The 15,599-nt window shown below is 54.5% G+C and carries 14 protein-coding genes; all 14 read left to right on the top strand.

Annotated features, from left to right (window positions below; all coding sequences use genetic code 11):
* The first annotated feature begins 28 nt into the window (after nucleotides 1-28).
* Genes B152_RS0111670 through B152_RS23450 form a run of 14 tightly spaced genes read left to right on the top strand, consistent with a single transcriptional unit; the run spans nucleotide 29 to nucleotide 15,557 of the window.
* Entirely contained in the window at nucleotides 29-499 is a 471-nt protein-coding gene (locus B152_RS0111670) for a division/cell wall cluster transcriptional repressor MraZ (protein WP_033406191.1), read from the top strand.
* Nucleotides 499-1,524 (top strand): 16S rRNA (cytosine(1402)-N(4))-methyltransferase RsmH, encoded by a 1,026-nt coding sequence (gene rsmH / locus B152_RS0111665; RefSeq protein ID WP_020592605.1) that lies wholly within the window; start codon nucleotides 499-501, stop codon nucleotides 1,522-1,524. Before B152_RS0111670 ends, rsmH begins: the two co-directional genes overlap by 1 nt.
* Nucleotides 1,521-1,871 (top strand): cell division protein FtsL, encoded by a 351-nt coding sequence (gene ftsL, locus B152_RS23455; protein WP_020592604.1) that lies wholly within the window; start codon nucleotides 1,521-1,523, stop codon nucleotides 1,869-1,871. The genes rsmH and ftsL overlap by 4 nt, the downstream gene beginning before the upstream one ends.
* A complete protein-coding gene (locus tag B152_RS0111655) occupies nucleotides 1,868-3,637 on the top strand; it encodes a peptidoglycan D,D-transpeptidase FtsI family protein (RefSeq protein WP_020592603.1) in 1,770 nt (589 codons plus the stop codon). The genes ftsL and B152_RS0111655 overlap by 4 nt, the downstream gene beginning before the upstream one ends.
* Nucleotides 3,624-5,138, top strand: a complete 1,515-nt coding sequence (locus tag B152_RS0111650) for a UDP-N-acetylmuramoyl-L-alanyl-D-glutamate--2,6-diaminopimelate ligase (RefSeq protein ID WP_020592602.1) — start codon at nucleotides 3,624-3,626, stop codon at nucleotides 5,136-5,138. Before B152_RS0111655 ends, B152_RS0111650 begins: the two co-directional genes overlap by 14 nt.
* A complete protein-coding gene (locus B152_RS0111645) occupies nucleotides 5,135-6,559 on the top strand; it encodes a UDP-N-acetylmuramoylalanyl-D-glutamyl-2,6-diaminopimelate--D-alanyl-D-alanine ligase (protein WP_020592601.1) in 1,425 nt (474 codons plus the stop codon). The genes B152_RS0111650 and B152_RS0111645 overlap by 4 nt, the downstream gene beginning before the upstream one ends.
* Nucleotides 6,559-7,647 (top strand): phospho-N-acetylmuramoyl-pentapeptide-transferase, encoded by a 1,089-nt coding sequence (mraY, locus tag B152_RS0111640; RefSeq protein ID WP_020592600.1) that lies wholly within the window; start codon nucleotides 6,559-6,561, stop codon nucleotides 7,645-7,647. Before B152_RS0111645 ends, mraY begins: the two co-directional genes overlap by 1 nt.
* A gap of 7 nt (nucleotides 7,648-7,654) precedes the next feature.
* Nucleotides 7,655-9,091, top strand: coding sequence for a UDP-N-acetylmuramoyl-L-alanine--D-glutamate ligase (gene murD / locus B152_RS0111635; protein WP_020592599.1), 1,437 nt, complete (start codon nucleotides 7,655-7,657; stop codon nucleotides 9,089-9,091).
* A complete protein-coding gene (locus tag B152_RS0111630; protein ID WP_020592598.1) occupies nucleotides 9,088-10,212 on the top strand; it encodes an FtsW/RodA/SpoVE family cell cycle protein in 1,125 nt (374 codons plus the stop codon). The genes murD and B152_RS0111630 overlap by 4 nt, the downstream gene beginning before the upstream one ends.
* A complete protein-coding gene (gene murG, locus B152_RS0111625) occupies nucleotides 10,209-11,399 on the top strand; it encodes an undecaprenyldiphospho-muramoylpentapeptide beta-N-acetylglucosaminyltransferase (protein ID WP_020592597.1) in 1,191 nt (396 codons plus the stop codon). The genes B152_RS0111630 and murG overlap by 4 nt, the downstream gene beginning before the upstream one ends.
* Nucleotides 11,396-12,832: a UDP-N-acetylmuramate--L-alanine ligase gene (murC, locus tag B152_RS0111620; protein WP_020592596.1), complete on the top strand. Its 1,437-nt coding sequence runs from the start codon at nucleotides 11,396-11,398 to the stop codon at nucleotides 12,830-12,832. Before murG ends, murC begins: the two co-directional genes overlap by 4 nt.
* Before the next feature lie 3 nt (nucleotides 12,833-12,835).
* Nucleotides 12,836-13,774, top strand: a complete 939-nt coding sequence (murB, locus tag B152_RS0111615; RefSeq protein ID WP_020592595.1) for a UDP-N-acetylmuramate dehydrogenase — start codon at nucleotides 12,836-12,838, stop codon at nucleotides 13,772-13,774.
* Entirely contained in the window at nucleotides 13,771-14,703 is a 933-nt protein-coding gene (locus tag B152_RS0111610; protein ID WP_020592594.1) for a D-alanine--D-alanine ligase, read from the top strand. Before murB ends, B152_RS0111610 begins: the two co-directional genes overlap by 4 nt.
* A complete protein-coding gene (locus tag B152_RS23450; RefSeq protein ID WP_020592593.1) occupies nucleotides 14,700-15,557 on the top strand; it encodes a cell division protein FtsQ/DivIB in 858 nt (285 codons plus the stop codon). Before B152_RS0111610 ends, B152_RS23450 begins: the two co-directional genes overlap by 4 nt.
* The last annotated feature ends 42 nt before the right edge of the window (nucleotides 15,558-15,599 follow it).

The following is a 15,599-nucleotide window of genomic DNA, read 5'->3' as shown; positions in this document are numbered from 1 at the left end:
GGGCGGCATCATTCAGGGCGGAATTCAGGTGACCTTCTTTTTAGGCACATTCGAAAACAAGGTAGACAAGAAGGGACGCGTTTCAGTTCCGGCTACCTTTCGCCAAATGCTCACCGATCAACCTTTTCAGGGAATTGTTGTCTTCAGGTCCTACCGCGCCCAGGCCCTGGAAGCCGCTGGCATGGATTTTATGCGCCGCCTGCATGAAAGCATGAGTTCCAGCCTTGATCTTTTTTCTGATGAACATGACGACCTCGCGACCGCCATTCTGGCTGACGCCCACCAGCTTTCCTTTGATGGCGAAGGCCGTATTCTGCTGCCCCCTGCCCTGATCGAACACGCCCACATTACCGATCGTGCTGCCTTTGTCGGCAAAGGGGATATTTTCCAAATCTGGAACACCGAGACTCTGGAGCAGAAAAAGCTCGAAGCCCGTGATCGTGCCCGCGACAAGAAACTCAGCCTGTCCCTCTCCCCTGCCAGAAAGGGGGATCTGTGATGACTTCCCGCCCCCCGATCATTGCACAGCAGGAGGGACACTATTCCGTCATGCTGCCGGAAATCATCGCGGCACTCGCCCCCAAAGAAGGCGAATGTTTCGTTGATGGCACTTTTGGTGCTGGCGGCTACAGCCGGGCGATCCTGCAACAGGCACCCTGCAAGGTTTTTGGTATAGACCGTGATCCGACGGCTCTGCAACGTGCTGCAGAATTCGAAGAAACCAAAGCTGGGCACCTTGTTCCTCTAGCCGGTTGTTTTGGTGACATGCAGCAGTTGCTGGAGAACATTGGCATTTCCTCCGTTGATGGTATCGTCCTTGATCTCGGTGTTTCTTCCATGCAGCTTGACCAGGCAGAACGCGGTTTTTCCTTTCAGGAAGATGGCCCGCTGGACATGCGTATGGATGGGCCAGAGTCAACTTTGCGCCAACCAGTCTCCCATGTTGTGAATACATATGGCGAAAAAGAACTGGCTGATATTCTCTACAAATACGGAGAAGAAAAAAAATCCCGCCTGATCGCCCGCGCCATCGTCACCGACCGGGTTGAGAAGCCTTTCGAGACCACCCTGCAGCTCGCCGGTTTGATCCGCCGCCTCCTCAAAACCAAACCCAACAAGGATGGCAAGTCGATCCACCCTGCAACACGTTCCTTTCAGGCCCTCCGGATTTTCGTCAATGACGAACTCGGGGAACTGGAGCGCGGGCTGGCAGCAGCAGAGCAATTACTTGCCCCCGGTGGCAGACTCGCGGTTGTATCTTTTCACTCCCTCGAAGACCGCATCGTCAAAAACTTCTTACGCGAACGCAGTGGGGGAACGCCGCAGGGCTCCCGTCATACTCCGACGGTCGAGCCCTCGGCGTTGCGTAAAGCCCCGTTTGACCTGCCAACAAAAAAAGCCATCCCCCCTTCAGATGACGAGTGTCGCGAAAATCCGCGCTCTCGCTCGGCCAAGCTGCGGGTTGCCATACGAACAGATGCTCCGGCCAGTGATCTTCCCTCTACCGCTGGAGGCCGCGCATGAAGAATCTCGGCATTATTATCTGGATCGTTGCCGGTACGGCCTGTGCAATTGTCCTGTTTCAGGTCAAGCAGGATGTAACAGATCTGGAGCTGCAGCTTGCTGTAGTTGAACGGAAGATCGCCAATGACAAGGAAGCAATCCGGATTCTTCAGGCAGAGTGGAGTTATCTGAACCAGCCGGACAGGCTGGAGAAGCTTGCAACACGCTATCTGGATCTGAAGCCGCTTTCTTCCGGCCAGATTGTCACTTTTGATGACCTGCCCCGTCCGGGAGAAGAGGCCAGCCAGAGCACTGGTATCAGTTCATCAGGAACAGCGACCCTGACCAGCGGGGAGATTTATGAATGAGTGACTGGCGCGAAGATCGCAAGCAGGGCCTCCTGACCAATCTGCGTAATCCGCAATCTCCCAAGGCGGTTATCTCTCTTGACGGCAGAATTCGCCAGGCCCTTGAGGTCGGCCGGACCCGCCTGATTGTTGCCGGGGCCCTGATGGCCATGGCCTTTGTCATCATCGGTATTCGCCTTGTCGACTTGACCCTGCTGCAGGGGAGCAGGAGCAACACGACCTCCACCGCTCAGGAAATTGACGAAGCTCCGCCAGTACAAACCCGCCGGGCCGATATTGTCGACCGTAATGGCATCGTTCTGGCAACTACCTTGCCGACAGCCTCTCTCTATGCCGAACCAAAAAAAATTCCGAACCCGGAAATCGCGGCCCGCTTGCTTGCCGATATCCTGCCCGAAATCTCCCAGGACAAACTTTTAAAGAAACTGTCGTCTGACCGGGCCTTTATCTGGATCAAACGCAATCTGACCCCCCGGCAACAGTATGCCATCAATGGCCTGGGCATTCCCGGATTGAATTTCGAGCAGGAACAGCGCCGTTTTTATCCGCACGAAAATCTCTCGGCCCATATCGTCGGCTTCACAGACGTGGATAACAAGGGGTTGGCCGGGGTAGAACAGTCTTTCGACACGGCCCTTCGCGAAAATGACGCGCCTTTGGAGCTCAGCATTGACCTGAGAGTCCAGCACATTCTGACCGAAGAAATGTCTGCTGCTATGCAGGAATTCAGTGCCATTGGTGCCGCCGGGCTGGTCATGGATGTCAACACCGGCGAGGTCATCTCTTCCGTCTCTCTGCCCACTTTTGACCCGGACTCTCCAGGTGATGCCCCGGATGATGCCCGGTTCAATCGCGCAACCCTCGGCATTTACGAGATGGGCTCTACCTTCAAGCTTCTGACCGCAGCCATGGCACTCGATGAAGGTGTGGCCTCGGTTTATGATGGTTATGATGTCAGCAAACCGATCCGGATATCGCGTTTCAGCATCACCGATTACAAACCGATGAAACGCTGGCTCTCGGTGCCGGAAATTCTGATCTATTCAAGCAATATCGGCACAGTTCAGATGGCGCTTGAAGTCGGCACGGAATCCCAGCGCAAATATCTGTCCAATTTCGGATTGCTGCGGACGGCCTCGACAGAACTGAGCGAAGTTGGTACGCCTCTGGTTCCCTCCCCCTGGCGGGAGATCAACACCATGACCATCTCCTATGGACATGGAATTGCTGTCAGCCCCCTGCAGATGACCACAGCCGTATCAAGCCTGGTCAACGGCGGAGTTATGAAGCCAGCAACCTTTATCAAACGCGACAAAGATTATGTTCCGGCAGGACGGCGCATTCTCAATGAAAAAACTTCGATCCTGATGCGCGATATGATGCGCCTTGTCGTGCTGCACGGATCAGGAAGAAACGCCGATGCTGAAGGCTATCTCGTCGGTGGAAAAACCGGAACAGCCGACAAACTGAAGGGCGGACGTTACGTGACCAATTCCCGCGTTTCTTCCTTTGTCGCAGCCTTTCCAATGAACAATCCCCGCTATGTCGTTTACGTAATGGTGGATGAGCCGAAAGGCACAAAAAAAACCTATGGATTTGCTACAGGCGGTTGGGTTGCCGCCCCTGTAGTCAAACGTGTTATTGAGCGTATGGCGCCTCTGCTGGGGATCCAGCCCGTACACATCGAAAGCGCTGATGATTCCGGGAACTCGATCCTGAAGAAAGCAAAAGCCCGCATGGAAGGACGTAAGATTGCGGCTCGTTGATCTGCTGACACAGTTACCTGAAGATCTTCGCCCCCGGAGTGGCCCTGGTGTCAATCCCGCCGGGGCATTGGAGCTGCTGGAAATTTCCGGACTGGCGCTCGACAGCAGAAAAGTCCAGAAGGACCATCTCTTTGCCGCCTTGCCAACAAGCAACCCCAAAGGTCTGGATGGCTGTGATTTTATCCCGCAAGCCCTGAAAAACGGTGCAACTGTTCTTCTGGTTCCCCTGGGGCGAAATCTTGAAGCTTACAAAAACAAAGCGGTAATTCTTGAAAGTGCCAATCCGCGTCAGGCTATTGCTCTTCTTGCCGCGGCCTACAACTCTGTCCAGCCTCAAAACCTGGTTGCCATCACCGGCACAAATGGCAAAACCTCGATCGCAACCTTCACCCGCCAGATCTGGGAACTGCTTGGCCACAAAGCGGCAAGTCTGGGGACGCTTGGTCTCTTCCCACCGCTCCCCAACGCTCCCGCTGCGCTGACCACTCCCGACAGCATAGGGCTTTTTGCCTGTTTGAAAGACCTCGACCGGGAAGGTTTTACCCATTTGGCACTCGAAGCTTCCAGTCACGGGCTGGATCAGTATCGCCTCGACGGCCTGAAGCTGAAAGCAGCCGCCTTTACCAATCTGACCCGTGACCATCTCGATTATCACGGGGATATGGAAAGCTATTTTCAGGCCAAGGCACAGCTTTTCAATCGTCTGCTTCCCAAAGGCGGTACAGCTGTACTCAACGCAGATATGCCTGAATACACCAAGCTTGCCCCGCTATGCCTCAAACGGGAACAGAAAATCATTTCCTATGGCCATGGCGTTTCAGACCTCCAGGTGGTCAAGCAAACTCCCGGTCTGGAAGGCCAACATCTTGTTCTGTCACTCTTCGGTCAGACCTATGAACTGGATTTAAGCCTTGCTGGTAGTTTTCAAGCCTCAAACATCATGGCTGCTCTCGGTCTAGTTCTCTCCTGTGGGGCAAAGCTTGAAGATATTCTTGCCGTTCTCCCCGAGCTGAAGGGCGTGCCGGGACGGGCTGAAAATGTTGGCAGCACCCCCGCTGGTGGCGCTGTTTATGTTGACTATGCGCACACACCCGATGCCCTGGAGACTGTAATCAGAGCCCTGCGCCCTCACAGCCAGAACAAGCTTTCGGTTATTATCGGTTGTGGCGGAGATCGCGATCCGGGCAAACGCCCCCTGATGGGCGAAATTGCCGCTCGCCTGAGTGACAAAGCCTATATTACCGATGACAATCCCCGCACTGAAGATCCTGTCCTGATCCGTGCTGCCATGATGGCAGCTGCTCCGGGGGCGATTGAAATTGACGATCGCCGCAAGGCCATTTTTCAGGCCGTTGCCGATCTTCAGACAGGAGATCTCCTTATTGTTGCCGGAAAAGGTCATGAAAGCGGCCAGATTGTTGGCGATAAAGTATTTCCTTTTGATGATCGCAAAGTTGCCCGCGAGGCAATTGCAGCCCTAACCAGTGGAGGTCCCAAATGACGCGTGCGGTTCTGTGGACAGCCGAAGATGCCGCCAGTGCCACTGGCGGACAAAATACACGGGACTGGCAGGCCACGGGTCTGTCCCTCAATACCCGAACCCTGGAAAAGGGCGATCTGTTCTTCGCGCTGCAAGGACCAAATTTTGATGGTCATGATTATGTCGCCCAGGCCTTCGAAAAGGGTGCCGCGGCTGCTGTCGTGCACAATCGCCCGGAACACCTTGGTGACGATGTCAGTCTGCTGCTGGTTGATGATACTCTTGGTGCCCTTAATCGCCTTGGTGCGTCTGCCCGCTCGAACAGCTCGGCCAAATTCATTGGGGTGACGGGGTCGGTAGGAAAAACCAGTATCAAGGAAGCGTTGCGTCACTGTTTGAGCAAACAGGCAATGACCGTAGCGAGTGCCGCCAGTTTTAACAACCACTGGGGCGTGCCACTCAGTCTGGCACGGATGCCCCGTGATTCGGTCTATGCCATCAATGAAATGGGCATGAACAGCAGCGGAGAAATCCGTGAACTGACCAAACTCGTGCGTCCTGATGTTGCAATTATCAGTACCATCGAAGCAGCTCATTTTGAGTTCTTTAAATCGCTTGAAGAAATTGCCCGGGCCAAGTGCGAAATATTCGAATCCATGTCCGGCAACGGCGTCGCGATCCTGAACCGTGATCACCCGCTTTATGATCTAATGGCGGAAAGTGCCCAAAAAAACGGGCTCACCAATATCATCGGCTTTGGCGAAAATTCTAATGCTCAAGCCCGTCTTATCGGCTATGAGCTTTTTGCGGAATACAGTCGGGTTGAGGCCGATATCTGTGGCGAAATCCTTGATTTTACCATCGCCAACCCCGGATTTCACTGGATCATCAACAGCCTCGCCGTCCTCGCGGCGGTCAAATCTGTCGGTGCCGATGTTCAGCAGGCCGCCACAGACCTCAGCAGCATCAGCGGGCTCCCCGGCCGAGGTGAAAAAACCCTGCAGACACTGGACAGCGGTGAAAGTTTCGAGTTGATCGACGACAGTTACAATGCCAATCCGGCGTCAGTCCGGGCCAGCATTAATGTTCTGGCCAACTCAACACCCGGACCAGACGGTCGCAGGATTGCAGTCCTGGGCGATATGCTGGAATTAGGAAAGAAATCCCGAAAATTACATGCTGATCTGGCCGGCCCCATAAATGATTCAGCCATTGATCTGGTATTTACTTGCGGGCAGCAAATGAAAGCCTTACACGATGCCCTGCCGGCGGAAATACGCGGTGTTCACAAGGATAATTCCGGAGAACTGGCCTCCTGTATAGCCCAGGCTTTACGTGCCGGAGATGTCGTTTCTGTCAAGGGATCCTTAGGAAGCCGAATGTCGGTTATCATCGAAGCCCTGAAATCCCAACCTACCCCTGACAGGGGAGGAAATGTCTGATGCTATTTGAACTCCTGTTTCCCCTTGCCGATGACTTCAAAATCTTCAACCTGTTCCGCTATATCACCTTTCGAAGCGGTGGAGCGGTTCTGACGGCGCTGCTGATTTCCTTCATCTTTGGCCCCATGATTATCCGCTGGCTCAAATCCAAGCAGGGGGAAGGTCAACCGATCCGGGACGATGGCCCTGAAAGCCATCTCTTGACGAAAAAGGGAACTCCGACGATGGGGGGGTGCCTGCTCCTGCTGGCTCTTTCTGTCTCCACTCTTCTCTGGGCTGATCTTCGAAATCCCTATATCTGGATCACCCTTCTGGTTACTGTCGGCTTCGGCATGATTGGTTTTGGCGATGACTATCTGAAACTGACCAAACGCAATACCAAAGGTCTGCCCGGAAAAGCCAAGCTTCTGGCCCAGGTGCTGATTTCGGTTTCAGCCACCTGGGGCATTATCGCTGTCAGCCCCGAAAACATGGACACGCATCTGGCAATTCCCTTCTTCAAGGGCCTGCTCGTCAATCTTGGCCTGTTCTATATACCGTTTGCCGTTTTCGTAATGGTTGGTGCCTCCAACTCTGTCAACCTGACAGACGGACTGGATGGCTTGGCAACAGTTCCCGTCATGATCGCCGGTGCTTGTTTTGGCCTGATTGCCTATCTGGTCGGCAACACGATTTTTTCAGATTATCTCCAGATCGGATACGTACCGGGGACCGGAGAACTCACAGTATTTTGTGCCGCACTGGTTGGCGCCTGCATGGGTTTTCTTTGGTTCAATGCACCGCCAGCCATGGTTTTTATGGGCGACACCGGCTCTTTGAGCATGGGGGGCGCGCTCGGAGCCATCGCCGTGATCACCAAACACGAAATCGTTCTTTCGATTATCGGCGGACTTTTTGTTCTGGAAACCGTTTCCGTCATTGTCCAGGTGGCCTCGTTTAAAACCACGGGGAAACGGGTCTTCCGAATGGCTCCACTGCACCACCATTTCGAAAAGAAAGGCTGGGCAGAGCCAACGGTTGTGATTCGTTTCTGGATTATCTCGATGATTTTGGCCCTGCTCGGGCTTGCGACCCTGAAACTGCGATAGGCAAAGCATGATCGATCTGCGTCCCTATATCAGCACCACAAATGGTAAAGCCTTTGCTGTCCTTGGCTTGGGACGCTCGGGCTTGACTGCTGCCTGTGCCTTGGCACAGTCCGGTGCTGATGTGTGGGCCTGGGATGACAACGCTGAAGGTCGTGCCAAGGCTGCCGATGCAGGACTGAAACTTGTCGATCTGGGCAACTGCGACTGGACAGCGGTTCAGTCTCTGGTGATGTCGCCGGGCATTCCCCTGACTCATCCCGTCCCGCATCAGGTTGCCCTTGCGGCGCAAACCGCCGGGGTCGAGGTGATTTGCGAAGTCGAGCTGCTTTACCGTGCCTACCCCGATGCAATCTTTGTTGGTATCACCGGCACCAATGGCAAATCCACCACAACCAGCCTGATTGCACACATTCTTTCTCAGGCAGGACGTCCGGTTGCGGTCGGCGGCAATCTGGGCACCCCAGCGCTTGAATTGCCTTTGCTGGGCAGCGATGGTGTCTATGTCCTTGAAATGTCCTCGTATCAGCTGGATCTGCTCAGCCAACTGCGCTTTGATGTTGCCCTTCTGCTGAATTTCAGTCCCGATCATCTTGATCGCCACGGCGACATGGCAGGCTATATCAAGGCAAAACTGCATATTTTTGATCGCCAAAGAAAAGACGATACCGCCATCATTGGCATGGATGACCCCGACAGCCGCAGGATTTTTGACCAGATCAATGCCTTGGGGAGCTGCAAAGCTATCCCGATTTCAGGCAACACCCGTCTGGCCGAAGGTGTCTTTGCCGCCCGGGGGCAGTTGATCGACGACTGCTTTGCCCGGAAAGAAGCAATCCTTGACCTGCTGAATATTGAACGCCTGCCCGGAGATCACAATCATCAGAATGCAGCTGCTGCTTTTGCCTGCTGCCGCAGCCTGAATTTGACGAATGATGTGATTCTTGCCGGAATGCAGAGTTTCCCCGGCCTGGCCCATCGCCAACAGCTTGTCGCCCAGCAAGGAAACATCCGTTACATCAATGATTCCAAGGCAACCAATGCCGATGCAGCTGCCCGGGCAATCGGCAGCTATGAAAATATCTACTGGATTGCAGGGGGCCGCGCGAAAGACGGCGGGATCAACAGTCTGAAACCCCTCTTCTCCCGCATCAGAAAAGCTTATCTGATCGGGGAATGCGCCGAGGATTTTGCCCAACAAATCGGGGATGACCTGCCCTATACACAATGCCAGACCCTTGATCGGGCCGTTGTGCAGGCCACCAAAGATGCCCGGCAGGACAACCTTGAGAACGCTGTCGTCCTGCTGTCACCGGCCTGTGCGTCCTGGGATCAGTATCGCAGCTTCGAGATCAGAGGCGATCATTTCGGAGAGTGCGTCCAGAAACTCATCTCGGGCAACTGCAGTGAACAATCCGACATGACCAGCGGGAGTGAGGCATCATGAGTACCTTTGCCCGAACTGATACCTCTGTTGTTGGCCGCTGGTGGTGGACGGTTGATCGCTGGAATCTTGCTGCCCTCCTTGCCCTGATGGCTTTTGGCGCCTTGCTGGTACTTGCCGCGTCACCTGCAGCAGCTGACCGGATTGGTGTTGGTACTTTCCAACTAGCAAAGCGCCATTTCACTCTCCTGCCTGCCGCAGCCTGTATGATGATTAGTATATCGCTCCTTTCCGTCAGGAAAATCAGACGTTTTGCTGTTATAGGTCTGGGGATTACCGTTGTCTTGCTGCTTGCTACACTGGTTCTCGGGGTCGAAATCAAGGGGGCCACACGCTGGGTAAATCTGTTGGGTTTCTCTCTGCAACCCTCAGAATTTGCCAAACCTTTCTTTGCCGTGACCATCGCCTGGATGCTTGCCAGCGCCAAAACCGAAGAGGGTATCCCGGGAACCTGGATCGCCATTGGCATCTGGTTGGTGGTGATCAGCCTGCTTATGATGCAACCGGACCTGGGGCAGACAGTGGTCATCACTGCCATTGGAGGTGTCCAGTTGTTTCTGGCCGGTCTTCCCATGATGCTGGTTGGTGTCTTTATCCTTCTCGCAGCTCTTGGCCTGATCATTGCCTATTATACCCTGCCGCATGTGACAGCCCGAATAGACGGTTTTCTTGACCCGGCTACCGGGAACAGCTTTCAGGTTAACCGCTCGATGGAAGCTTTCAAAAATGGCGGCTTGCTTGGCCAGGGCCCCGGTGAGGGAACAATAAAATCCCTTCTGCCAGACGCCCATTCCGACTTCATTTTTTCTGTCGCTGGTGAAGAACTTGGCCTGATTGCCTGCTTGATCATCGTCTGCCTTTTTGCTTTTGTTGTGCTGCGGGGTTTCAGTCGTCTACTCCATGAAAACAATCTTTTTGTTCTGCTGGCCTGTACCGGACTTCTGACCCAGTTTGGCCTGCAGGCCATCATCAACATGGCCTCGACACTGCATCTTATTCCAACCAAGGGAATGACTCTGCCTTTTGTCAGTTATGGCGGATCTTCCCTGCTGGCTCTTGCCGTCGGTATGGGGATGGTTCTTGCCCTCACCCGACGCCGTCCGCACGGAGGGTATGAGGCATGAGCCAGACACCAAATAAAACACCGAAGAAAATCATGAAACGGCAACACATCGTCCTGGCTTCCGGGGGAACGGGGGGGCATATGTTCCCCGCGCGTGCGCTGGCCGAGGAGCTTATCGAACGTGGACACAAAGTCAGCCTCGTCACTGACCAGCGAGGACAAGGTTTTGGAAATGATCTGCCACAGGTGACCGTTCACAAGGTTTCCGCAGGCGGAATTGCCGGTGGCAGCCTGTTGCACAAGGCACTCAGTGCAGCCAAGCTCGCTATGGGGATCTTGCAGGCAATGAAAAAACTGCGGGGCATTAAAGCCGATGCTGTTGTTGCCTTTGGTGGATATGCCTCCGTACCCGCCGGGCTGGCAGGCAGTTTTCTGGGTATTCCGGTCTACCTTCATGAACAGAATGCGGTTTTGGGACGGGCCAATCGCTTGCTGGCTACCCGGGCCAAAAAAATCTGCACCTCCTTTCGCAAGGTCAGTCACATTCCCGCAGGGTGCGAGAATAAAGTTACACTGACAGGAAACCCGGTTCGCCCGGCAATTATGGGTCTGAGAGACACTCCCTACCCTATTCCGGCGGAAAAGAGCCCGCTTTATCTGCTGGTGACCGGTGGCAGTCAGGGTGCCTCTGTTTTTAACGGTCTGGTTCCCGAAGCTCTGGCCCTTCTGCCTGAAGACCTGCGCCAGCGTATCCATATCAGTCAGCAGGTGCGTCAGGACGGCGAGAGCGCAGAAAGCGTGTCAACAATTTACAAAACCGCTGGCATCACCGCTGATCTCAAATCTTTCTTTGATGACATGCCCGAGCGCCTGTCCTCCGCCCACCTTGTTATCTGCCGTTCCGGTGCTTCGACAATCACTGAACTTGCCGCAGCGGGCAGGCCTGCCATTCTTGTGCCTTATCCGCATGCAACAGATGATCATCAGAATGACAATGCCCAGGACTTTGCCGATGCAGGTGCAGGCTGGCTCATGTCACAATCAAGCCTTACTGCCCGGGATTTGTCCAACCGGCTGATTTCACTCTTTTCAAACACCCAGCTTTTGCAAAGAGCAGCATCCTGCGCGCGGTCACACGCGATCACCGCTGCTGCCAGCAACCTTGCTGATCTGGTCTGCGGATCACCCGAAAAAATTGGAGACACACCATCAACAAGCACGAACGTTTCAAACGGGGCGGCAGCATGAGAGGCATGCCCCTCGATATTGGCCCCCTGCACTTTGTCGGCATTGGCGGCATTGGCATGAGCGGAATCGCCGAAATCCTGCACAACCTGGGTTATCAAATCCAGGGCAGCGATATTGCCGAATCTGCCAATGTCTCCCGCCTGCGCAAAATGGGTATAAAGGTGATGATCGGCCATCAGGCAGAAACCGTCACCAATGCCCGTGTCGTTGTCGTCTCTTCCGCAATCAAGCTGGACAATCCGGAAATTGCCGAAGCCAGAAACAATCTGATCCCTATTGTTCGTCGCGCCGAAATGCTGGCTGAACTGATGCGGTTCAAATCCTGTGTTGCTGTCGGGGGCACACACGGCAAAACTACAACCACTTCGATGATAGCTGCCTTGCTTGATGGCGGTCATTTTGACCCGACTGTCATCAACGGGGGGATCATCAATGCCTATGGCACCAACGCCCGTCTTGGCGAAGGTGACTGGATGGTGGTCGAAGCTGACGAGAGTGACGGCACCTTTATCAAGCTTCCTGCAACCATTTCGGTCATCACCAACATCGACCCGGAACATATGGAGTTTTATGGCTCCATCGAAGCCCTGCACGATGCCTTTGCCACTTTTGTGAAGAACATCCCTTTTTACGGCTTCTCAGTACTGTGTATCGACCATCCGGTCGTACAGTCGATGATCGGCCGGATTCAGGATCGCCGGATTGTAACCTATGGCCTCAGCCCCCAGGCAGGTGTCCGCGCCACAAACATTCGCACAGAAATCACTGGAAATCTTTTTGACGTAACCATTTCGAGCCGCGGTGGAGACGAAAGCCGCATCATCAAGGATTGCCACCTGCCCATGCTCGGCAATCACAATATTCTCAATTCCCTTGCCGCCATTTCCGTTGCAAGTGAACTGGGCATGGACGACGAAGCAATCCGCAAGGCACTGTCAAACTTCAGTGGCGTCAAGCGACGCTTCACCAAAACTGGCGAAGTCAACGGCATCACCATTATCGATGACTATGGTCACCACCCCGTAGAAATCGCCGCCGTACTTCAGGCCGCAAGACAAGCGGTTAAGGGAGAAAGCCGGGTTATTGCTGTAGTACAGCCCCATCGCTATTCACGCCTTTCCGATCACTTCGAAGGTTTCTGCTCCTGTTTCAACGATGCTGATCAGGTCATCGTTGCAGATGTCTATGCAGCAGGCGAAACCCCGATCGAAGGCGCCGACAGAGACAGTCTGGTAACAGGTCTGCGGACCCGCGGTCACAGAAATGCTGTTCCTCTGCCCAATCCAGACGATCTGCCCGGCCTGATCGCAGATTACGCTGAACAGGGGGATCTAGTTGTCTGTCTTGGTGCAGGGAACATTTCCGCCTGGGCTCATGCCCTGCCAGAACAGCTGGAAAAGCTTCTGTCCCCGCTAAAAAAGGAGCGTTCCTGACCGATGACTGAAGCCGCCCTCTCTCCTGACCATCTGGTCTATCGCCTGCCAGCAGTCCGCGGGACCTATAGTCCTGACGCACGCCTGGGCAAGATCACCTGGTTCCGGGTCGGCGGTCCGGTTGATGTTCTCTTTACCCCGGCAGATCAGAATGATCTCGCCAGTTTCATGCAGAACAAACCTACTGACCTGCCTGTTATGGTGATCGGTGTCGGGTCAAACCTTCTGGTACGGGACAGTGGTGTGGCAGGGGTCGTCATCAGGCTTGGCCCTGCCTTTTCCCACGCAGAAACCCGGGAGAACCAGATTGTCTGTGGCGCGGCAACACTGGATGTCAAGGTCGCAAAAACCGCTCTCAAGGCTGGCTTAACCGGTCTGGAATTTCTCTGCGGTGTTCCCGGGACCATCGGCGGAGCCTTGCGGATGAACGCCGGAGCATATGGCCGGGAAACCAAAGATATACTGGTTTGGGCCGAGGCAATGGACCCGCAGGGTAAGATCCACAGACTGACATCAAAGGAACTGGGATTTGATTATCGCCACTGCGCCCTGCCAGCCGACTGGGTTTTCCTGAGCGCCTGTTTTACAGGGGCCCCGGGCGATCCCGAGATCATTGCTCAGAAGATGAAAGAAATTCAGAACGCCCGTGGCAGCAGCCAACCGATCAAGTCACGTACCGGTGGCAGTACTTTCAAGAACCCGGAAGGTTACAAAGCCTGGGAGCTGGTTGATCAGGCAGGCTGCCGGGGGCTGAAAATCGGTGATGCCCAGGTATCGGAACAACATTGCAACTTTCTTATCAATACCGACAAGGCCAGCGCCAGTGATCTGGAAGAACTTGGCGAGACAGTCCGCCGGAAAGTCAAAGAGACTTCCGGGGTCGAGCTCCAGTGGGAAATCAAACGCATTGGCGAGATTACAACAAGGAACCAGAAGTCATGAGCCGCAAAGTCGCACTGTTAAAAGGAGGCGTTTCCGCTGAAAGGGAAGTATCCCTCTGGAGTGGAGAAGCCTGTGCCAAGGCATTGCGCGAAGCAGGCTATGACGTTACTGAAATTGATGTCAGCAAAGATATCCCCCGGTTGATTAAACAATTGCAGGATGCTGAGCCCGCTGTTGTCTTTAATGCACTTCATGGCCGCTGGGGTGAAGACGGTTGCGTCCAGGGCCTGCTTGAGCTCCTCGGGCTGACCTATACCCACTCAGGCGTTCTCAGCTCGGCCCTGGCAATGCACAAAGAGCGCGCCAAAATGATCGTGTCGCAGGTTGGCGTCAGGGTCTCGGAAAGTCTGACAATCCAGGCCAGCGCACTGGCAAAGGGCGACCCCCTGCCTCGCCCTTATGTCATCAAGCCGCTCAGTGAAGGCTCGAGTGTCGGAGTGCATATTGTCTTCGAGGGAGACAACCATATTGCGACCACCCGTGCCGAACTCGGATTTGATGGTGACATCATGGTTGAACGCTATATTCCTGGCCGGGAACTGACCGTCGCCGTGATGGGGGGCAAGGCTCTCGCCGTTACCGAACTGGCCCCCAAACAGGGTTTTTACAGCTATGAAGCCAAATACACTGATGGCAAAACCGAGCATATTGTGCCTGCCCAGATCCCTGAAGAAGTTTATCAGGAAGCCCTGGATGCAGCAGAAAAAGCCCATCAGGCTCTAGGGTGCAACGGTGTCAGCCGAAGCGATTTCCGCTATGACGATACTCCAAAGGGGGACGGCAAGCTCTATTATCTCGAAACCAACACCCAGCCGGGCATGTCCAGCCTCAGCCTTGTTCCTGAACAGGCAAGGTATCTCGACATGTCCTTCCCCGAGCTTTGTGGCTGGATGGTCGAAGATGCTCTCCAGAGCAGGGAGGAGTCATGAGCGAGCCGAAAAAAACACGTCGACGCAAACGGATACAAAAGCGCCGGAGTTTTCCCTTCGGGGATACAAACTGGCGCCGGGTTTTTATCGGAACAGCAACTGTTGCCGTCTGTGCGACTGTTGCCGTAACGACCGTGCTCTGGACCAATGGCTGGATTCCGGAACAAATCACCCGGGCACAAGAAAATCTCTATGGCATGACGGCTGACGCCGGGCTCAAAGTACAGGACGTACTGGTTGAAGGGCGCAACCGCACCAAAGCTGCCGCCATTCTGACCAAGCTTGATGTTGAACGCGGCACGCCCATACTTGCCTTCTCACCAGAAGAAGCAAAACTCAAAATTGAATCGCTTCCCTGGGTAAAGCAGGCCGTGGTGGAGCGACGTCTGCCCAATGTTATCTATGTCAATCTGGTTGAACGTGAACCCCTGGCCCTGTGGCAACAAGGAGGTGTGCTTCATGTCATCGATCAGGAAGGTGACGTCATTGAATCCTCCAAGGCCAGTAACTTCACCAAGCTTCCTCTGATTGTAGGTTCGGATGCCCCAAGCCACGCGCGGGAAATTCTGGCACTTCTCGAGAGTGAACCAGAACTGGGTGGCCAGGTTGAAGCTGCGGTCAGAGTCAGCGGCCGCCGCTGGAACATCCGCCTCAACAGTGGTGTTGATGTCCAGCTCCCCGAAGAAGACCCGGAAGATGCCTGGTCCTTCTTTGCCCGGATTGAACGAGAAGAAGGTGTATTGGAACGCGATGTCGTGCTGGTTGACCTCCGCCTGAGAGATCGTCTTATCGTCAGAACCTCCAGTGGCACCGCCAAAGACAAAGGCCAGGTCGTAAAAGGAGAAAAAACCTGATGCCGTTTTCCTGCCTCCAGTTCTGGCATATCATCTGGCATA

Source organism: Kiloniella laminariae DSM 19542 (assembly GCF_000374005.1).
Taxonomy (GTDB): Bacteria; Pseudomonadota; Alphaproteobacteria; order Kiloniellales; family Kiloniellaceae; genus Kiloniella; species Kiloniella laminariae.
This window is presented reverse-complemented; position numbering and strand designations above follow the sequence as displayed.